This window comes from Desulfurispirillum alkaliphilum (assembly GCF_055378285.1).
Genome location: NZ_AP042405.1, coordinates 1,035,712 through 1,056,095 on the forward strand (window position 1 = coordinate 1,035,712; position 20,384 = coordinate 1,056,095).

Annotated in this window: 15 protein-coding genes; 12 read left to right on the forward strand and 3 right to left on the reverse strand. The window is 56.5% G+C overall.

The window, feature by feature from the left end; genetic code table 11:
- Positions 1 to 2: 2 nt before the first annotated feature.
- From ACZ46I_RS04780 to ACZ46I_RS04800, 5 genes are all read left to right on the forward strand, one after another.
- Entirely contained in the window at positions 3 to 1,172 is a 1,170-nt protein-coding gene (locus ACZ46I_RS04780; RefSeq protein ID WP_464281612.1) for a hypothetical protein, read from the forward strand.
- A gap of 158 nt (positions 1,173 to 1,330) precedes the next feature.
- A complete protein-coding gene (locus ACZ46I_RS04785; protein WP_464281613.1) occupies positions 1,331 to 3,721 on the forward strand; it encodes a multiheme c-type cytochrome in 2,391 nt (796 codons plus the stop codon).
- Between the two features lie 587 nt (positions 3,722 to 4,308).
- Entirely contained in the window at positions 4,309 to 4,572 is a 264-nt protein-coding gene (locus ACZ46I_RS04790) for a UPF0175 family protein (protein ID WP_464281614.1), read from the forward strand.
- Positions 4,569 to 5,042, forward strand: a complete 474-nt coding sequence (locus ACZ46I_RS04795; protein ID WP_226508155.1) for a PIN domain-containing protein — start codon at positions 4,569 to 4,571, stop codon at positions 5,040 to 5,042. The genes ACZ46I_RS04790 and ACZ46I_RS04795 overlap by 4 nt, the downstream gene beginning before the upstream one ends.
- Positions 5,043 to 5,350: 308 nt before the next feature.
- Positions 5,351 to 5,728, forward strand: a complete 378-nt coding sequence (locus ACZ46I_RS04800) for a multiheme c-type cytochrome (protein ID WP_464281615.1) — start codon at positions 5,351 to 5,353, stop codon at positions 5,726 to 5,728.
- Between the two features lie 578 nt (positions 5,729 to 6,306).
- Here the strand turns inward: ACZ46I_RS04800 and ACZ46I_RS04805 are convergent.
- Positions 6,307 to 8,850: a bifunctional aconitate hydratase 2/2-methylisocitrate dehydratase gene (locus tag ACZ46I_RS04805; protein WP_464281616.1), complete on the reverse strand. Its 2,544-nt coding sequence runs from the start codon at positions 8,848 to 8,850 to the stop codon at positions 6,307 to 6,309.
- Positions 8,851 to 9,298: 448 nt separating this feature from the next.
- Between ACZ46I_RS04805 and ACZ46I_RS04810 the strand changes: the two genes are divergently transcribed.
- The 5 genes from ACZ46I_RS04810 to ACZ46I_RS04830 all read left to right on the forward strand — a co-directional run bounded on the left by ACZ46I_RS04810 (position 9,299) and on the right by ACZ46I_RS04830 (position 15,553).
- Positions 9,299 to 10,312 (forward strand): deoxyguanosinetriphosphate triphosphohydrolase, encoded by a 1,014-nt coding sequence (locus ACZ46I_RS04810; RefSeq protein ID WP_013507047.1) that lies wholly within the window; start codon positions 9,299 to 9,301, stop codon positions 10,310 to 10,312.
- Positions 10,313 to 11,470: a hypothetical protein gene (locus tag ACZ46I_RS04815; protein ID WP_464281617.1), complete on the forward strand. Its 1,158-nt coding sequence runs from the start codon at positions 10,313 to 10,315 to the stop codon at positions 11,468 to 11,470.
- A gap of 1,131 nt (positions 11,471 to 12,601) precedes the next feature.
- Complete coding sequence (gene purM / locus ACZ46I_RS04820) at positions 12,602 to 13,651, forward strand: phosphoribosylformylglycinamidine cyclo-ligase (protein WP_464281618.1); 1,050 nt, start codon at positions 12,602 to 12,604, stop codon at positions 13,649 to 13,651.
- A complete protein-coding gene (gene purN / locus ACZ46I_RS04825; RefSeq protein ID WP_464281619.1) occupies positions 13,644 to 14,252 on the forward strand; it encodes a phosphoribosylglycinamide formyltransferase in 609 nt (202 codons plus the stop codon). Before purM ends, purN begins: the two co-directional genes overlap by 8 nt.
- Positions 14,249 to 15,553 (forward strand): M16 family metallopeptidase, encoded by a 1,305-nt coding sequence (locus tag ACZ46I_RS04830; RefSeq protein ID WP_464281620.1) that lies wholly within the window; start codon positions 14,249 to 14,251, stop codon positions 15,551 to 15,553. Before purN ends, ACZ46I_RS04830 begins: the two co-directional genes overlap by 4 nt.
- A 256-nt stretch (positions 15,554 to 15,809) precedes the next feature.
- Here the strand turns inward: ACZ46I_RS04830 and ACZ46I_RS04835 are convergent, their stop codons facing one another.
- Together ACZ46I_RS04835 and purB are read right to left on the reverse strand one after the other, a co-directional pair.
- Positions 15,810 to 16,388 carry a YfaZ family outer membrane protein gene (locus ACZ46I_RS04835; RefSeq protein ID WP_013507042.1) on the reverse strand — a complete coding sequence of 193 codons (579 nt, stop codon included), beginning with the start codon at positions 16,386 to 16,388 and terminating at the stop codon, positions 15,810 to 15,812.
- A 9-nt stretch (positions 16,389 to 16,397) separates the two neighbouring features.
- A complete protein-coding gene (gene purB / locus ACZ46I_RS04840; RefSeq protein WP_464281621.1) occupies positions 16,398 to 17,831 on the reverse strand; it encodes an adenylosuccinate lyase in 1,434 nt (477 codons plus the stop codon).
- A gap of 170 nt (positions 17,832 to 18,001) precedes the next feature.
- Between purB and ACZ46I_RS04845 the strand changes: the two genes are divergently transcribed.
- A complete protein-coding gene (locus ACZ46I_RS04845) occupies positions 18,002 to 18,655 on the forward strand; it encodes a GntR family transcriptional regulator (protein ID WP_013507040.1) in 654 nt (217 codons plus the stop codon).
- 11 nt (positions 18,656 to 18,666) lie between these two features.
- Entirely contained in the window at positions 18,667 to 19,938 is a 1,272-nt protein-coding gene (purD, locus tag ACZ46I_RS04850; RefSeq protein WP_226508145.1) for a phosphoribosylamine--glycine ligase, read from the forward strand.
- Positions 19,939 to 20,384 lie beyond the last annotated feature (446 nt).

Here is a 20,384-nt window from a genome sequence, read left to right on the forward strand (position 1 = left end):
ACATGAAACACACGAAGATTCTTCTACTTGCATTAATGTTTACCATAGCCGCCCTGCTTGCCGGCTGCGGCAGTGACAGCGGCACCAGCGTCGGCACTTCGCCCGGCACGCCTGATCCTGCCAACAGCGCCCAGTATGTGGGCGACGTCAACTGTATCAACTGCCACGCCGACCAGACCCGCGAATGGCTCAAGGCCCACGGGAACCTGGATCGGGCTACTCTGGCCCACAATCCCAGCTATCCGCTGCCCGACGAAAGCTGCGCCGCCTGTCACGACCGCTCCAGCCTGACCGACCCCAATGCCGAAGGCAAAGGCTGGTCGCTGATCGGCTCATCTGGCCCCGCCCGACCCGTTGTCAGCTGTGAAGCCTGCCACGGTGGCGGCAGCTTCCACTACGGCATGGGCCCGCTGCCGCGCCCCATCCCCGGAGTGGAAACCTGTGTTACCTGCCATAACTCCGACGTACCAGCCAGCACCTATCCAAACCACAAGTCCTCGGATATCGCTGCCTACTACTATGAAAGCAAGCACGCCATCGGCGCCGCCATGGAAGGGCGCGAAACCATCCAGGCCCGCTGTGCCATGTGTCACACCGACGAAGGCTTCATCAAGTATTCCCGCGCTCACAGCTACGATGGCGACAATGAACGCAACAACATGACCTATGACAAACTGGGAGCCGCCTTCGCCAATCGTCCCGCATACAGCCCCGACGACGTCAGCCCCATCGGTTGCCGCACCTGCCACGACCCCCACAGTGGTGAACTGCGTGCACCGGAAAATGTAGATGGTTCCAATAACGTGATATTCAGCCGACAGTTCAACCTGTGCACCAGCTGCCACCAGGTATTCGTGAAGCATGACGCGGCGAACCCCGTGAATGGCAGCCCCTACTTCCTTGATCCCGATCACTATGGCGGAATCGCAGGGTTTGACTGGAACAATGCCACCAACAAAGGCAAGCTGGAGTACCACCACCCCGTTGTCAATCAGTATGGCCAGCCGTCTCACATTATATCCGACACTCACTTTGCCGGTTACTTCCCCCAGAAGAACACCGACGGCACAGTGACCCAGGTGCTCAAGAGTGGTTATTATAGCGTTGGGCTTGATCCATCTGCTGCGAACTCGTGTACGGCCTGTCACGATCCTCACCAGGCCAAGCGCTAAAGGCTTGTAATGTGGTGCCCAAAACAATAAGGGCACCACTCTTCCAATAAGAAGCTTTTTCAGGAGGTAGTGTAAGAGGAAATACGAAAAAACGAGTCAGTTAATGTGGCTGCTATTGGCAGCAAAATGAGAATTCGAACATGAAGAAGGAGAGAATTATGGGAAATGCATTAAAATTCCCCCGCTATCTGCTCATCGCCCTCTTCGCCATGACAGTGGCCCTGACGGGTTGCGGCAGTGATGGCAGCGACGGCAAGGCCGGCACCCCAGGTGACCCAGGTCGCGATGGCCTGGCAAAAGTATCGGCAGTGGAATCCTGTACTGTGTGTCATGGAGAAAATGCGGCTTACAGCGTTGGCGCAGCACATGTACTTGATGCGCCCCGCGCACTGCAATGGGATGTGGCGAGTGTAACTGCGGACACCGTTGCAGGGACAGTGACTATTGACGTGGCAATTGATGACAAAGGCTATGCCATGACCAATGTTGTCAATGTCCGGGCTGTCTGGGACAATGCAGGCGCGTTGACCAGCACAAATAATGCAGGAACTGCAGTTTCCGTCGATAACGGTGATGGTACGTACACCATAACGATAACTGTAGGTGCGACGCTGCTGGCAGGTGGCTGGGACCAAGACGCTGATATTGCCTGGCGCATTCGCCTGAACTCTGGTGTCAGCTTCCCGGAAGCCAGTGTGTTTGCTTATCAGAACGATGGTGCTGACGTCATGGCGGCCTCTACTGCCGTGAGTGATCAGAGCTGTATCAACTGTCATGGCAACAATATCTTTGTTGATGCCAAAGGCACGTACATGAGTAACGCGGTGGATGCCGATGGTGTTCAACGCGTAATGAGCGCTAGCCGCCAATATCATTTCTCCTCATATGGAGCTGAGTCATGCGTCATGTGCCATGGAACACCTGTTGGTGGTCATGGTGATCGTCTTATGATCTATGCCCATGGTATCCACAACTCTAATGCCTTTAATGGGAACTATGGCAGTACAGCTGAAGTAAAAGGTGGCTGGAACTTCTCTGTGCGCTATCCAGGCGTTATGACGGACTGTACGGCTTGTCATACCAGTGATGCTGATCTTGCGGCTGTTCTTGCTGCTCCAGTAAGCTATAACACCTGTATTTCCTGCCATGGCGGCCTCATTCGTGGTGATGATGGCAGCAGTGATGAGCAGAAAGCCCAGGCCTGGAGAGGTCTCAGCGACAACTTGCCTTCTGGGCACCTGGCTTATACGGCAGCTACTGACTGTACTGCTTGTCACAGCCCATCTGGCTCAGCAGGAGCCACGGTAGGTGACTACCACCTTGGCTACAATCCTGAGCTGATAGCTGCCCGCGATATTAAGCTGGCTATCACTGGCGTCGTTGCCGCTGGTTTCGACAACCCGGTGGAAATCACCTGGCAGGCCACGAACGATGCGGGTGACACCCTGTACGATGCGTGTAATGTTGCTACCGCAGATGGTCCGAAGTTCCTGGGTGAGTACGCCGTACGCATCGCCTACTTCGAGCCCGGTGGAGACGATATCACCAACAAGGGTCTGGGTGGAAACCCAGGTCAACCTGGAGGAACAACCAATATTACTGCAGACAACACGGTATGTGATGCCAATGGTGTTGCCACAACTACCGTCGACCTCCATGCAGGAGCTATCGCTGAGCGAGCAATGATCACCTTTGATGGCCGCGCCCGTATTGACGTGACTGGCCCTTCAGGTGAATCCCATGCGAACCAGCAGGCTCGTATTGCGGTTCCCAGCTACTCCTTTGACATTAAAGATGGTGCATCTTCACCGCGTCGTCAGATTATTGACAGCGCCAAGTGTCTGGCCTGTCACCAGGGCAGCATGTACCGTCACGGCGGTGGACGTAATGACAATGTAGACTCCTGTATTGCCTGTCACAACTCTGGCGCTACTGATCAGTATGTACGCGCTGCTGTGTTGTTTGACGGTGCAGATGTAACTGCTGCGAATGCCTTTGATGGCAAGAGCGCGGAGACCTTCAGCATGGGCTACAACATGCACGCTATTCACAGTGCAGGCGCTACGGATGCCTTCTATGTTGTATACCGTACTCGCGGAGTATATGGGTATGGCGGAGAAGATACGCTGCCAGCGAACTGGCCTGTAGACGCTGATGGTAATGCGGTGGCCTACGTAAGCGCTTCGAACAGTGACCTCACGGTGGCCAGCAATGGCAACGGTGTACCTCTTTACCTGAAAAAAGTTGACTACCCACGTCCTCTGCAGGATTGCACTGCATGTCACTTTGAAGGAACTTACGGCGTAGCTGATCAAAGCAAAACTGTAGCCGTGTCAATGACATCCGGTATTGACTTTGCTGACCAGGACACCGATACCTTGATTGGGCCCGCAACAGCAACCTGCTTCAGCTGTCACCAGTCTGGTGATAAGAAGGTGCAGGCACAGCTTCGCGCCCATGGATATCAGAACAGCTGGGTTCCCAGCGTGTTCCCCGGTGGCAAGGAAGATGTTCTCGAGTTCCGTACAGTTTTGACTGAGACGGAGTAACCTTAACCACGTGCTTTTTATTTACCGGGGGGAGTTTCCTCCCCCCGGTTTTTTTCTTTGAGCGGGTTTTCCGGGGAGTACAGAATGCATCTGTATTGCCCGGAATATCCAAAACCAATAATCGCAAGGAGAATAACATGAATCTCACCCTGCGTTTTATCGTCGCCGCTGCCATAATCGTTACCGCCTTTGCCGCCACGGTCATGGCCCTGTGCTCCTATACGGTGTATTGAACGCGAACAGCGAATATTTAGACAGGATTTACTGGATGAAGAAGGATTTGGATTGCCATACACGGTTTCCCGTATTTCCCCAAAATCCTGTGAATCCTGGTCTGAAAAGTTCTTTTTTGGATTTTTTCGGTGGATGCACTGCGCTTATCCACTCTGTTGTGGGGTATTAGGGGGAGTAGGGGATGGAGAATAGTTGCCAGGAAGGTCTCCATCTTTTCCCCAGCCCCTATTCTCTATTTCCTTTGCAACGGTGCACGAATACGGTTCTTTACCATATCAGCATGCAATCGGGTGCTGTTGAAAAATATGCAGATATCACTCATTATATGCTCACAGGCAAAATAGTGAGGGAGGATGGCTGTGAATAATACGATTCAAATTCAATGCCCCGACGAGCTGCTGCTGAGTCTTCATATGAATAGTGAGGAATTATCCGAGTTGATAAAATGGCAGACAGCTTTGGCGTTGTTTCGCGATGGCAAGCTTTCATCTGGATTAGCCGCGAAATGGCTAGGAGTGGGAAGGGTCTATTTTTTACTGAAGGCACTGCACGAAGGCGGAGCAAGTCTGCTGGAGGATAGTCTGGATGACTTTAATCGAGAGACTTCACTTCTATGAGAGTTTTCAGTAATACAACACCTTTCATTGCATTGTGCAGTGCAGGTGCACTGGATATTTTTCCGCAATTGTTCCATGAGGTCTGTGTTGCTCAGGCGGTTGTTGACGAGTGTGCACAGGGTGGAGCTATCATGGTTCCTGACCTCTCGGCACTTCCATGGATTAAAGTGATTCCGGACATTGCGGATGTTCACCACGCGCTCCTTCTTGAGCTTGACCATGGAGAGAAGCAGACCCTGCTTCTTGCCTGCCAGTATGAAGCAGATGTGGTGATTATTGACGAGCGCATTGGTCGCCGTGCGGCTGAGTTTATGGGGCTGAAGGTAGCTGGAACACTTGGTTTGCTTTTGAAGGCGAAACAGAAGGGTTTGATTCGCTCGTTCAAAGGGACTGTCGAGCGAATGCAGCAACAGGGTATACGCTACCATCAGTCTCTTGTGGACAAGCTTGCAGCTCATGTTGGTGAGTAAGTGGAATATTCCTGAGTTGAGGGTGGTAGGTAGAGAGTAGCTCGTCAGTGAGTAGTCCGTAGCATGTAGTGGGTAGAGAGCTGGTGATGGAGAATGAAAAATAGTTGCCAGGAAGGTCTCCATCTTTCCCCTAACCCCTATCCCCCATTCTCTCTCTTGACGGGCGAGAGGAATTGCCTTTTCTGGTGTCTTTGAGGACTTTGTGTGAGAGCGTTGTTGCCTGTGAAGAAACTGGGAGTCAGGTTTTGCTTGATGCGAGCCCTGTCTTCTGTTTTCTTCAGGGAGATTACCGATAAGGAGAGTTGAGTATGAGAAATCTGATTTTGTCGTTACTGGTGGTTCTGATGGCTTTGGCCTCTGCTGCTGCCATGAACTGCAGTACCTGCCATAAGGGTGATCTGGCTGGCGCAGCTATGGGGAATGTCCACGGCGTTCAGGTGCAGGGTCTGCAGGATATGCAGAACCCCATGCACGGAGGGCTGCGCGCCTGTACCAGCTGCCATGCCACGGATAACCTGGCTGCGGCTGCTTCAGCTGGCGAGAGTCTGCTGGGGGGAAGCCTGGAGGCTCTGGGAACGGCTCCTGCCTGTGTTGGCTGCCATAATCAAGGTGGAATTCCCGGCCCCTACTGGACCAATTGGGACATGAAGCGGGTTCAGGGGCACACGTTCACTATTCCAAAGTAACTATATCATGCCTGCTCTCCCCCGCTGTGTTTTCTCCATTGCATGGCGGGGGAGTTTTGCTCTGATATGTGGGCCCAACTGATGAAACAGACTCTTTTGACCTTGTGGCAGTGCTTTCTGGTTGCGGCGTTAGCCCTTGGTTTGGTGTACATGAAAATCCATATGTGAGAGTGACAGCGGGGTATCCTGTATGCATTTGCATGCAAGTGCGTACAGGATGTTCTGGCGAAACGCAGATTCTGATGGCAGGCGGACAGAAAACAGATCGCCGCTGTGCTCGAGGGGTCTGCGTTTTGTTGTTTCGTGGACTGCTTGCCTTGTACCAGGCCCGCAAAGGCGCGAGGAAAGGAAATTCAGAGCAAAGGCAATGTCTCTCGCCCGTTCGCTGCGCTCACTGGGGACGCCAAGTACGCGGAGGAAAGGCAGGGGGAATTCTTGGTTTCTTCTTACTCTGCGGCTCTGTGAGAGGAAATTGCTTTTCCTGTATCCATGGGCAAGCTGAATAATTTCAAATACGAAAGCCCCCGCTTCCTGGGAAGCGGGGGCTTTTTCTGTGGTGGGTTCTGCCTGATGCAGGTTTACACCAGGGAGACGATGTCCTGGGGCAGTTCGTCGAACTGCAGGTAGTTGTACACGTCTGCGGCGTGGGGGGCGACGCGCTGGCGGTAGATGTCCAGGTACTCCTGGGGAGTGGGGATTTTACCGGTCAAGGCGATCACGGCGGCAACTTCGGCGGAGCCGAGGAAGACCTGGGCGCCGTCACCAAGGCGGTTGTCGAAGTTACGGGTGGAGGTGGAGAACACAGTCACCTTATCGGGGACGCGGGCCTGGTTGCCCATGCACAGGGAGCAGCCTGGCTGCTCGATGCGGGCTCCGATGGCGCTGAACTTGGCGAAGGTGGCTTCGGCCATGAGCTTCTTGTAGTCCATGCGGGTGGGAGGAGTCAGCCAGGTGCGCACTCCGGGGTTGAATTTCTCGCCCTCAAAGATTTTGGCGGCGGCGCGGAAGTGGCCGATGTTGGTCATACAGGAGCCGATGAAGACGTCGTCCACTTTGGTGCCGGCAACTTCCGAGAGGAGTTTCACGTCGTCGGGGTCGTTGGGGCAGGCCACGATGGGCTCGGTCATTTCGTCCAGGTTGATTTCGATGATTTCGGCGTATTCGGCGTTGGAGTCGGCTTCGATGAGTCTGGGGTTCTTCAGCCACTCTTTGACGTCGGCGATGCGCTTCTCAAGGGTCTTGGCATCCTGGTAGCCGTCTTTGATCATCTGCTCCATGAGGGCGATGTTGGACTTGAGGTAGGCCACAACGCTTGCTTCGGAGAGCTTGATGCAGCCAGCGGCGGCGGAGCGCTCGGCGGCGGCGTCGGTCAGTTCGAAGGCCTGTTCTACGCTCAGCTCAGGCAGGCCTTCCATTTCCAGAATGCGGCCGTTGAAGCAGTTGATCTTGCCGGCTTTGGGCACGGTCAGCAGGCCTTGCTTGATGGCGTAGTAGGGGATGGCGTTGACCACGTCGCGCAGGGTGATGCCTTCGCGCAGTTTGCCTTTGAAGCGCACCAGTACGGACTCGGGCATATCCAGGGGCATGAAGCCCAGGGCACCGGCGAAGGCGATGAGGCCGGAACCGGCGGGGAAGGAGATGCCGATGGGGAAGCGGGTGTGGGAGTCACCGCCGGTTCCCACGGTGTCGGGGATGAGCAGGCGGTTGAGCCAGGAGTGGATAACTCCGTCGGAGGGGCGCAGGGCTACGCCGCCGCGCTCGGCCACGAAGTTTGGCAGGTTCTTGTGCATGGACACGTCAGCTGGCTTGGGGTAAGCGGAGGTGTGGCAGAAGGACTGCATGTACATGTCGGCCTGGAATTTGAGGCAGGCCAGTTCCTTCAGCTCGTCGGCGGTCATCATGCCGGTGGTGTCCTGGGAGCCGACGGTGGTCATTTTGGGTTCGCAGGCGGTTCCGGGCAGTACGCCGGGCAGGCCGCAGGCTTTGCCAACGATTTTCTGAGCCTGGGTATAGCCCTGGCCAGCTTTGGGTTGGGGGTTATCGGGCTGGATGAACAGGTCGCTTTCACCCTGACCCAGCAGCTTGCGGGCACTGTTGGTGAGGGAGCGGCCAATGATCAGGGGTACGCGGCCACCGGCGCGGTATTCGTCTTTCAGGGTGCCGGGGTTGACCTTGAAGGTGCTCAGGGTTTCGCCGGCTTCGTTCTTGATGGTGCCTTCAACGGTATTGATGGTAACCACATCACCCATTTTCAGTTTGGAAACGTCGCAGCGCAGGGGCAGGGCGCCGGAATCCTGGGCGGTGTTGAAGAAGATAGGCGCGATGGCGTTGCCGATGATAACGCCGCCGCGACGCTTGTTGGGGACGAAGGGGATGTCTTCGCCGATGTGCCACAGCAGGGAGTTACAGGCGGATTTACGGGAAGAACCGGTGCCCACGACGTCGCCCACAAAGGCCACGCTGAAGCCTTCAGCGCGCATCTTGGCGATCTGCTCCAGGCCGCCGGGGAAGCGCTTGTTACCCATGCACAGGGCGTGCAGGGGGATGTCGGGGCGGCTCCAGGCTTCGGAAGCGGGGGAGAAATCGTCGGTGTTGATTTCGCCGTCCACGCGGAAGATTTTCACTTTGATTTCGGCGGGGAAGTCGGCCTTGCGGGTGAACCACTCGGCGTTGGCCCAGGACTCCATCACGCTCTTGGCAGCGGGGTTGGAGGCGGCCAGCTTGTTGATGCTTTCCAGCTTGTCAAAGATAAGCACGAGGCCTTTGAGGGCTTCGGCGGCTTCATTGGCCAGGCTGCTGTCCTGGAGCAGGTCAACCAGGTACTGGAGGTTATAGCCACCCAGCATGGTGCCCAGCATTTTCACGGCGTCCTGTTTGGATATGACGGGAGAGCTGGCCTGTCCTTTGGCGATTTTGGCCAGGAAATCGGCTTTTACTTCGGCAGCAGGGTCAACACCGGGGGAAACGCGATCGCGCAGGAGCGCCAGCAGGAATTCTTCTTTGCCCGCAGGCGGGTTCTGCAGCATTTCACAGACACTGGCGGTCTGCTCGGGAGTCAGCGGTTTGGGAGGAATGCCCTGGGCACTGCGTTCCTTTTCGTGTTGGAGGTAGGCTTCAATCATTGACAATCTCCTGTGAAGGTTTTACGTGAATCTTGAAAATAAAATACGATTTCATTTTAGCAGAACATTGTATACAATTGAAAGTGGTTTTTTGGGTGCTGTTTTGGTGAAAATATGCACATTCAGGGGCGTTACTGCTCACGGCTTGTGGCGCCCCGAGAGCGCAGCGAAGGGGTAAGAGACCGACGCAGATGAACGAGAACAGGCGAGCGGAAGGGTCTTTTCGCCCGTTTATCCCCTTTGCAGGCTGCTGAAAAACCCCCATCTGCGGTGTTACCCGCTGTCGCTCGTCGCTGCAACGTACAGGGAGTACGCTTCACTCCTTGCTTTGCGGGCGCCTTGCACCTGTGGTTTTTTCAATTGCCTGCCTGTTGTGAGGTATTTCAGCAAGCTGTTTGAGGATGTGCGGGCTTGACAGGGATGGCAATTCCGATTACTTCATGGTCTTATGATACGTCAACAACTGGAACAACGGGAAAAATCCATACTGCATCCCCGGGCGACTCTCAGTTCCGAGAGTCTCGGCAGGGTGCGCCCCATAGAAGAATGCTCCTACCGCACGGTTTTCCAGCGCGACCGCGACCGCATTCTCCACAGCAAGGCGTTTCGGCGTCTCAAGCACAAGACTCAGGTCTTCATGGCTCCCTCCAACGACCACTACCGCACCCGCCTGACCCATACGCTGGAGGTTTCCCAGATCGCCCGTACCATCACCCGTGCGCTGGGGCTCAACGAAGATCTGACCGAGGCCATTGCCCTGGGGCACGATCTTGGCCATACGCCCATGGGCCATGCTGGTGAGCGGGTGCTGGCGGATATCATGGAAGAGGGCTTTCACCACGCGCATCAGAGTCTGCGGGTGGTGGATCTGCTGGAAAACCATGGAGCGGGCCTGAATCTGACCCGCGAGGTGCGTGATGGCATTCTGCTGCACTCCAAGGGCAAGGGAAAGCTGCGTCAGGCTCATCTGCCCATGACCCTGGAGGGGCAGGTGGTGCGCATTTCCGACGCTGTTGCCTATATCAACCACGATATCGATGATGCTCTGCGGGCGGAGCTGCTCCATGAGGATGATCTTCCCCGTCAGACGCTGATGGTTCTGGGGCGCACCCACTCCCAGCGTATTCAGCGCATGGTGGAGGATATTATTTTCACCACCATGCAAAGTGATTATGCCGCTATCCTCATGAGCGACGAGGTGAATGAAGCCACGGAGGAGCTGAAAACCTTTATGTACAATGCGGTTTATCCGCATCCAAGCATTCAGGTTGAATTCGAAAAGGCTTACAAGATAATAAAAGAACTTTACGAATACTATCAAAACCATATAAACTCCATTGAGTACAGCGTGACAGACGCTTCGCCGCAGCGTCAGGTGTGTGATTATCTGGCCGGCATGACTGACCGTTACTTATTGGACCAATACCACAAAATCTTTCTACCAAAACCCTGGGGAATGTAGATGCGCCCGATAGTTGTTGCTGATCAAAGTCCGAGTCTGCGCAAGCTCTTCGAGCTGACCTTTAGCGAAGAATATGAAGTGCTCTTTGCCGACAACGCCAAAGGGCTTTCCGAGACCGTTGAAGAAAAGGATCCTGGCATTGTCTTTCTGGACGCGGATTTTGTTGCCGACCAGGATGAACTGCAGGCTCTGATTCAAAGTATCAGCAGCGTCCCCGTGGTTCTTCTGCGCGGAGAGTTCAGTGAAGTGGAGAGCCTTGAAGGCATCAGCCGCGAAATCAAGAAGCCCTTTGATCCCGACGAACTTATCCAGTGCTACGATGAGCTGGTGACTTCGGCCGCGGGCGCATCAAGTGATTTTGACGACCTGTTCAGCAGCATTGGAACAAACTCCCTGGATGAAGAGGTTTCCAAGGAGATCAACGACCTTTTCCGTCCGGACAGCGCTGAGGCGTCTGGAGACCTGGATATTGAAAATCTGGATATGGAGATAGATCCCGAAACCGCCCATGAGCTGGAGGGCCTGCTGGAAAGCCAGGATGGCTCGCTGGATGAACTGCTGGGTGAAGAGGCTTTGGAAACCGAAGATGATGAGGTTTCGGAAAAGTCCAACAATTTTGGCGCGGATCAGGAGATCTCCATGGACGATATCGACCTGGAGAATCTGGACGATGTGCTTGATTCCATGGGCGATGTCGCGGTGGCTTTGCCTGAGGAAGGCGGAACCGATCCCCTGGACGACGCCTTCGCCGATATGGATGACCTGAGTGCTGACGCAACGCTGGATGCGCTGAAGGACGCTCAGGACAGTGATGACGAAAATCCCTATCTGAATGTGGAAGAGCCCGAGGAGATCAGGCCTGAGCCCGCTGCGGCCCGTGGCTCTGGTGATCATCACGTGCGCCTGACAGATCTGCAGCTGACCATTCCCGAATCCTTCACTCCCAAGGTGTACTTCCCCGAGCCTAAGGGCGACTTCAGCGAGCTGCGCTTTGTGGTCGATCGCAGCTACATCGAGGACTTTCTGCGTCATAACCTGCGTGAACACCTGCGCGAGCTCCTCAGCGAACAGATCCAGGACATGCTGCCTGAAATCGCCCGCCAGGTGGTGGAGGAAGAGCTGGAGCGCCTGAAGCAGATTAAAATCGACGACATCTGACAGGCTGCTGAAAAACCCTCATCTGCGGCGTCGTTCGTCATTGCAACGTCCGGGGAGTATGTCTCATTCCTCGCTTCGCGAGCGCCTTGCACCTGAGCATTTTTCAATTGTCTGCGTCGTTTGAGGTCTTTCTGCAAGCTGCTAACTCGAGTTTCGCACCCCCGAAACAGCTGGGTGTCGGTATGGATTCCGATGCCACGCTGGAAGGGGACATTTGGTTCTGCATAAACTGCTTTGCTTAACGCACAAAACCCTTTTTCTCTTTTTTTCTTTGCCACTTTTTTCCCGCAAAAAGTGGCGCAAAAGCGGCCCCCAGTGCTGTCCTTTTCAGCCGTCCGCTTGTCTGGAACTGGGGACCGCCAACCGTCTTCCGTGGCTTTTGGTTTGCGGTTGCCGCCCTCGTGGCGTCAACCCTGCGGGTCCATAGCGTTCCAGTCGGCGCGTCCTGGCTGGGCCAGCACACGGGGGAAAGGCAGAAGCAGGCTGCCCCCCCTGAGCCCGTCCGGTGAGTGCGACGCCTGGCTGGCAAGACCCGAACGGGACACTCACAGGAAGTGAGTGGTCCGGCAGCACTGCAGGGAGGCAGGGGTCAGGCAACGCAAAGAGGCCCAGGTGCAAGGCGCGGGCAAAGGGAGGAGGGAGGCGTACTCCCTGTACGTCGCAGTGACGAGCGATGACCGGCAACGCAGCAGATGGGCCTCTTTGAGCAGCCTGCTGCCGGATCTCCAGAACAGGCGAGCCAATGATCCGGAAAAACGGGCGTTCGGGGGGCGCGTTTTTGTGTCCTTTTTGCGCGGTCAAAAAGGATAATATCCGGAGACGAAAAGTGGAATGCCAGATAAGTCAAGCATTCAAAATTAATACGGTCTCAATGCGATAAACGTCATAATAATAATACCTTAACCCGAGATAACAAGGTGCGAAAGTTGAGTGCTAAGTGTTTCCTGGAAACCTCCATCTGCGGCGTTGTCCGCTATCACCCGTCGCAGTAGCGTATGGGGAGTACGCTTTATTCCACGCTCTGCGGGTGCCTTGCACCTGGACATTTTTTATGAAACGGCAGGATCGGCAATATCCGCCCACCTGCCGCATCGCTATAATTCCAAACAAAACAGAAGGGTATCTCTATCCATGAGCAACGACAACACTTCCAAGACGATTACCTATAAAGATGCCGGTGTCGATGTTGACGCCGGCAATGCTTTTGTCCGCAACATCGCCTCCATGGTCAAATCCACCTTTACTCCCGGTGTCATGGATAATTTCGGCAGCTTTGGTTCCCTGTTCCGCCTGGATATCCAGAAGTATCGCAAGCCGTGCCTGGTTTCCGGCACCGATGGCGTGGGCACCAAGCTGCAGGTGGCCATCATGATGGATCAGCACGACACGGTGGGCATCGACCTGGTGGCCATGTGCGTCAACGATATTCTGGTGCAGGGTGCCGAGCCCCTGTTTTTCCTGGATTATCTGGCCTGTGGCAAACTCTCTTCCATAAAAAACACCGATATCATTGCCGGCATTGCCGAGGGCTGCCGGCAGTCCCGCGCGGCCCTGATCGGTGGCGAGACAGCAGAGATGCCCGGTTTCTACCCCGATGGCAAATATGATCTGGCTGGTTTCGTGGTGGGCGTGGTGGATGAGGATCGCGTTATTGATGGCTCCGGTATTCGCACCGGTGATGCCATCATCGCCCTGCCCTCCAGCGGCATCCACTCCAACGGCTACAGTCTGGTGCGGCGCCTCTTCTTCGAGGTGCACAACAAGCCCCTGGACTGGCATCCGGCTGAGCTGGCCAAACCCCTGGGGCAGACGCTTCTGGAGCCTACCCGCATCTATGTCTCCGCTGTCATGGGCCTGCTGGAGCAGGTCAGTGTTCAGGGCATGGTGCACGTGACCGGTGGTGGTCTGACCGAAAATATTCCCCGCATCCTGCCGACCGGCCTTGACGCCCTGCTGCAGCGGGATGCCATTCCGACCCAACCCATATTCAAGCTTCTTCAGGAGATGGGGAACCTGCCCTTCGAGGAGATGGCCCGCACCTTCAACCTGGGCTGTGGTTTCCTGATTGTGGTTCGTGAAGCCGACGCTGCGGTTGCCATGGATCACCTGCGCGCCATGGGTGAATCTCCGGTTGTCATTGGCCGCATCGTGGATGGAAACCAGCAGGTGCGCTATGAGTAAGAAGCTGGCGGTCATGCTCTCCGGGCGTGGCTCCAACTTTGTGGCCATTGCCGACACGATTGCCAGCGGTGCCCTCCAGGGGTGCCATATTGATGTGGTGCTTTCCGATAAGCCCGATGCCCCTGGGCTGGAAGAGGCCCGCCGGCGGGGCATCGACACCATGGTCTGCGCTCGCAGGCAGTACGCCAGCAAGCAGGAGTGGGAGCAGGCCATGATCGATGGTCTGCAGGCCCGCAACGTGGACTTCATTATTCTGGCCGGATTCATGCGCATTCTGGGAGAAGGCTTTATCAATGCTTTTCCCCGGCGCATTCTCAATATCCACCCTTCCCTGCTGCCTTCCTTCATCGGGCTGGATGCCCAGCAGCAGGCCCTCGACTACGGTGTGCGCTATTCGGGCTGCACGGTTCACTTTGTGACCAACGACCTGGATGCGGGGCCGATTATCGTGCAGAAGGTTGTGCCCGTGCTGCCTGCCGATGATGCTGCCGCTCTCTCCCGTCGTATTCTGGAGCAGGAGCATGTGGCCTACAGCGAAGCCATTGCCCTGGTGGTTGCGGGGAAGTATGAAATTCAGGGCCGCCGGGTGTTGCTGAAATGAAGGCGTGGCAGCGTGTCCTGACCGGGGTGCTGCTGAGCGTCCTGCTGGTGTGTACTGCCGCCGCGCGCAATGGTGCCGAGATACGCACCCTGGAAAATGGTATCACCATGGTGATGCTGCGTGACGCAAACCTGCCGCTGGTCTCCATGGGCTTCTACCAGCCCGGTGGCGTCGTGGCCCAATCCGAAGACAACTCCCTGGCTTCCATAACCTACGCCCTGCTCAGTGAGGGCACCCGCACTTACTCCCGGCAGCAGCTGCACTCCATTGAGGAGAACGGTGGCTCCATCGGTGCCCAGAGCTATAATCGCCTGGGAGCTCTCAGCGCTACGGTTCACCGTGATGACGCGGCGACCACCCTCTCCTTCCTCGTCTCCATGCAGCGCGAACCACTGCTGCCGCCGGAGCGCTTTGAAGTTATCCGCAATCAGACCATGGCGGCCATTGCCAACCGGCAGGCCATCGCTCACCGTCACGGCGCCTGGCTTTTTCGCCGCGAACTCTTTGCCGGTACCCCCATGGCTTTCACGGCCACCGGCGATGCTGAAGCCACCGCAAACCTGAGTATTGACGAGGTTCGCGACTACCACCGCCGGGTTATCGCCCGCTCCGGTGGTGCGTACTTCCTGCTGGCCGGCGACCTTGATCAGCCGTTGATTGAATTGGTCGTCAGTCAGCTCAGCGCCCTGCCCGCCGATGATGAGACTGCCCTGAAGGCATTTGTGCACTTCGATACGGCCTCGCCCCTGCAGCGCTGGCACGACGCGCCCGGTCAGCAGGCCCACATCTTCCTGCGCTATGGGGCCCCCGGAGCCGACGACCCCTGCTTTCCTCCCCTGCAGGTGGGAACCGCCATACTGGGTGGTGGCATGGGAAGCCGTATGTTCAGCCAGCTGCGGGAGAGAGAAGGGTTGGCCTATTCGGTGAATGCCAGCCTGGGGACCACCATGGTCAACGCTTCCATCGATGCCTATATGGGAACGGCGCGCCACAACGCGGCCTATGCGCTGGATGCCATGCAGCGCCACTTTCATCAGCTTCGCGATGAGCAGGTCAGCGAGAGCGAGCTGCAGCGGGCCCAGAATTACCTGGTGGGAAATCATGCCCTCAGCCGTGAAACCATCGGCGATCAGGGGTTTTCGGCATTGCTGAATATTGCCATGGGGCTGGGTGCCGAGCACGATGCCAGCTATCCTGAGCGTATCTTTGCCGTCACGGCCCAGCAGATACAGCAATGCGCCCAGCAGTGGCTGGACGCAGAACCAGATTTCCTTGTCTATGGGGCGGATCAGCCCAGGTGATTTTTCAGCTCTTGGCTTGGGCCTGAGGCGTTAAATGTCAGTCGGTTGCCGCGCGTAAGTACTTCACTTTCCCTGCTTCCCTGCAGTGCTGCCCAGCCAAGACGCATCGACTGGAGCACTGTATACCCGAAGCGTTGCTGCCGCGCGGGAAGCAACCGTAAACAAATAGCCACGATGGATGGTTGTTTGCCGTCCCCAGTTCCAGGCAAGAGGATTGCAGAAAAGGGCAGCATGGGGGGGCGTTTTGCGGCCTTGCTCAGAAGCGCATTCTCAGGCCGATATGAAACCCGTCTTCCGCCTCCTCCATGGAGCCACCGTCGTACTTGACCTGCAGGTTGCGATAGCCCAGGTACACATCAGCGTTGACCAGCACTTCGTAGAAGACCCGCGCGCCAGTTTCAAACATGCGTTCCGCTTTGCCAAAGGAGGTTACCTTGGGGGCCATGTACCCATAGGCCTCCACGCCTGCCAGGGGCGCGAAGGGGAAGTTCTGGCGCACGGCGCCGCCCAGGGCGATGGAGACGGCTTTTTCTCCCAGGGCGTCGATGGCATAGGCCTTGCCGCCGATGGCGACGCTGGTGTTTTCCGCCAGGCGCTCGGCGATGAACATGCCGATCATGCCGGCGTGCACGTCATCTCCATCGCTTTCGGAGTAGTACAGGTATCCGAAGCTCATGTGCAGGTTGCTTTCATAGAACGGCATGTAACTGTATTCCAGGAACAGGGTTTCGTCGTTGATGTTGATGTCCAGCCAGTCGGCCAGAGCGGGTACGCTGAACAGGCAGAGCAGCGCCACGCTGCAGATGCCGCGCTTGATTCGTGCCATTGGGCTCATTGCATTCTCCTATACTTTCAGTTCCACTGATACCCCGAGGACGTGGGCATAGTGTTTGAGGATGGGCTGGATTTCGTCGCGTATGAATTCTTCGGTCTGCTGGGGCGCGCGGCCCACATAGCGGGAAGGCTCCAGGGTCTGCTGCAGCTCCTGCAGGTTCAGGTCAAAGCGCGTGTCGTCGGCCAGGCGCTGCAGCAGGTCATTTTCCCCGCCCTCCATCTTGACTTGATTGCCGGCAGCGATGGAGTGCTGGCGGATGATTTCGTGAATTTCCTGGCGGTTGCCGCCCTTTTTGACGGCGGCCATCATGATGTTTTCGGTGGCAATAAAGGGCAGTTCGGCCATGAGGTGCTTGTGGATCATCCTGGGGTAGACCACCATGCCCGATGTGATGTTTATGAGGATATCCAGCAGGGAGTCTGTGGCCAGGAAGGCTTCGGGTGTTGCCAGACGTTTGTTGGCCGAGTCGTCCAGGGTGCGCTCGAACCACTGGACAGACTGGGTCTGCAGGGGATTCATCACGTTGCTCATGACGAAGCGTGCCAGGGCGCAGACTCGCTCGCTGCGCATGGGATTGCGTTTGTAGGCCATGGCCGATGAGCCGATCTGGTCTTTTTCGAAGGGCTCTTCCACTTCCTTGAGGTTGGCCAGCAGGCGCAGGTCGGTGGCCATCTTGTGGGCGGTGCTGGACAGCTGCGCCAGGCTTCCCAGTACCAGGGCGTCCTGTTTGCGGCTGTAGGTCTGACCGGTGATGGTGAGGACCTTATCAAAGCCCATGGCCTGGCTGACCATCTGGTCGAGTTGACGGATTTTTGCGTGGTCGCCGTTGAAGAGTTCCATGAATGACGCCTGGGTACCGGTGGTTCCCTTGACGCCGCGGAAGTGCAGCTGGTCGATGCGATGCTCGATTTCATGGAAGTCCAGCAGCAGATCCTGCAGCCACAGGGCCGCCCGCTTGCCGACGGTTGTCAGCTGGGCTGGCTGGAAGTGGGTGTATCCCAGGGTGGGCAGATCTTTATGTTTCAGGGCGAAGTCGGCCAGGTTCTGCATGAGATTGACCAGCTTGGCGCGCACCAGCTCCAGGGCTTCACGCATCTGGATCAGATCGGTGTTGTCTCCCACGTAGGCGCTGGTGGCTCCCAGATGGATGATGGGCATGGCTTCGGGCACCTGCTCACCAAAGGTGTGCACATGGGCCATGACGTCGTGGCGCAGTTTCTTTTCAAATGCGGCGGCCTGCTCATAGTCGATATCGTGAATATGGGCTTCCATCTGGTCGATCTGCTCCTGGGTGATATCCAGGCCCAGTTCCCGCTGGCAGCGTGCCAGGGTTACCCACAGTTTTCGCCAGGTGGAGAATTTGAAATCATTGCTGAAGAGGTAGGACATTTCCTTGGAAGCATAGCGTTGGGAAAAAGGCGAAACATAGATATCGTTGCGCATGAAGAAAACCTCGAATGGAGTTGGAAAAGGAGCAGATATTGCCGGAATCTTCCCCGGCGTGGGTGAAAAAAGTTTTCCGTCGAAGGGCTGCCCGGGAATCTTAGCGATTGTATACAGTATGCCAATCATGCTAGATTATGCAAGAATAACTCTCTTGGCAGGGGGCACCCATGGAATACGGAAAGTCGCTCAAGGATACTATAGCTGACAGCATTCGTGAAGATATTATATTGTGCACGCTCAAGCCGGGTGAACGCCTGGTGGAGCCCAAGCTCTCGGAGCGCTTCGGCATCAGCCGAACACCTATCCGCGAAGCTTTCCGTCAACTGGAAGGCGAGGGTTTTATCAAAATCATTCCCCGCAAGGGAGCCATTGTCACCGAGATTACCCCCAAGGACGTCGACGATCTCTACCTGATTGCCGCCAAGCTTGAGGGCCTGGCCGCCTATCTCAGCGCTCCCTACATCACCCCAGAGGATATCGCGGTGATGTCCCGCAAGAACACGGAGCTGGAAAAGCTGCAGGGGCAGGTGGTCAGTCGCGATTACTCTTTTATTAACAACAGTTTTCACGCCATTTTCATCAACAAGTGTCAGAACGAGCGGCTTATTCGCATTCTCTACAGCCTTTCACGGCAGTTCGACCGCTTCCGCAACCTGGCCATGACCATGACTGACAAGGTTGACGCCGCTGTCCTTGACCATCAGAGCATAATTGATGCCTTTGGGGCCAAAGATGCCAAGCTGGTGGAGGATCTGGTGTACAATCACGTTCTGCAGAGTGGCGAACGCCTCAAGAAACTCCTGCTCAGTAAAAAATCATAAAGGAAGCCTGTATGAATATCCTCGTCGTCGGTGGCGGGGGGCGTGAGCATGCCCTCGTCTGGAAAATCAGCCAATCACCCCGTGTGGAAAATATCTACTGCGCGCCCGGAAACCCTGGTATTGCGACCATCGCCCAGTGCGTGGATATTGCCGTGGACGATCTGCACAGTCTGGCAAGCTTCGCCAGGGATACACATATCGATCTTACCGTGGTGGGCCCGGAACTGCCCCTGACTCTGGGTATCGTGGACTTTTTTGAGTCCTGTGGCCTGAAGGCCTTCGGTCCATCCCAGGGTGCTGCCGAGCTGGAGGGCTCCAAAGCCTACTGCAAGATGATCATGGACAAGTATGGCGTTCCCACCGCGCAGCACCGCACCTTCACCGATGCTGCTAGCGCCCGTGCCTATGTTCAGGAAAAGGGTGCTCCCATCGTGGTCAAGGCCAGTGGCCTGGCGGCGGGCAAAGGCGTTACTGTGGCCTTTACCGTTGAAGAGGCCCTGGAGGCCATCGCCCATATCATGGAAGACAAGGTGTTCGGAACCAGTGGCGACGAAGTGGTCATTGAGGATTTCCTGGCTGGCGAAGAGGCCAGCCTGCTGGCTTTCTGTGATGGCAAAACCGCTGTGGCCATGGTGCCTGCCCAGGACCACAAACAGGTCTACGAAGGAGATCGCGGCCCCAATACCGGTGGCATGGGCGCCTACTCCCCTGCCCCCATCCTGACCCCCGAACTGCAGCAGGAAGCCATGCGGACGGTCATGCAGCCCATGATTGACGGCATGGCCCGCGAAGGTCGCCCCTTCAAAGGCATCCTCTACGGTGGCTTGATGATTGACCAGGGCAGGATCCAGGTGCTGGAGTTCAACGTGCGCTTTGGTGACCCCGAAGCCCAGCCGGTGCTCATGCGCCTGAAAAGCGATATTGTGGAAATCATGCTGGCCTGCGTGGAGGGCCGCCTGCACGAGACCACCATTGAGTGGCATGACGACCCCACCATCTGCGTGGTCATGGCCAGTGGCGGCTATCCCGCCGAGTACACCAGGGGTTTTCCCATCAGCGGGCTTGATCGTGCCGCCGCCGTGGAAGACGTGATGGTCTTCCACGCGGGAACCGCCGAAAAAGATGGCCAGATCGTCAACAGCGGAGGGCGCGTGCTGGGAGTGACCGCCAAGGGCAAGACCCTGCAGCAGGCCATCGATCGCGCCTACGCCGCCACCGACTGTATTCACTGGGAAGGCGCCTACTTCCGCCGCGATATTGGCGCCAAGGGACTAAAGAAATAAAACGGATATCTGAAGTTTCGCACCCCCCCCCCCCCCCCCCCCCCCCCCCCCCCCCCCCGAAGCGGCAGGTTGTCGGCGTCGCTTGACATTATCCTCACCATATATACGAGTTTCTTTTGCCACTTTTTACCCGCAAAAAGTGGCTGGGAAGCGGCCCCCAGTGCTGTCCTTTTCAGCCGTGCGCTTGCCTGGAAGTGGGGACCGCAAACAACCGCCCTCCGTGGCTTTTGGTTTGCGGTTGCCGCCCTCGTGGCGTCAACCCTGCGGGTCCATCGCGTTATGCAGGCAATTGAAAAACCCTCATCTGCGGCGTTGCTCGTCATTGCGACGTACAGGAAGTACGCCTCGCTCCTCGCTTCGCGAGCGCCTTGCACCTGAGTTTTTTCGATTGCCTGCTTGTTTTGAGGCATCGCAACAAGCGGTGAAGAGTCCCCGGGTGCAGCGCC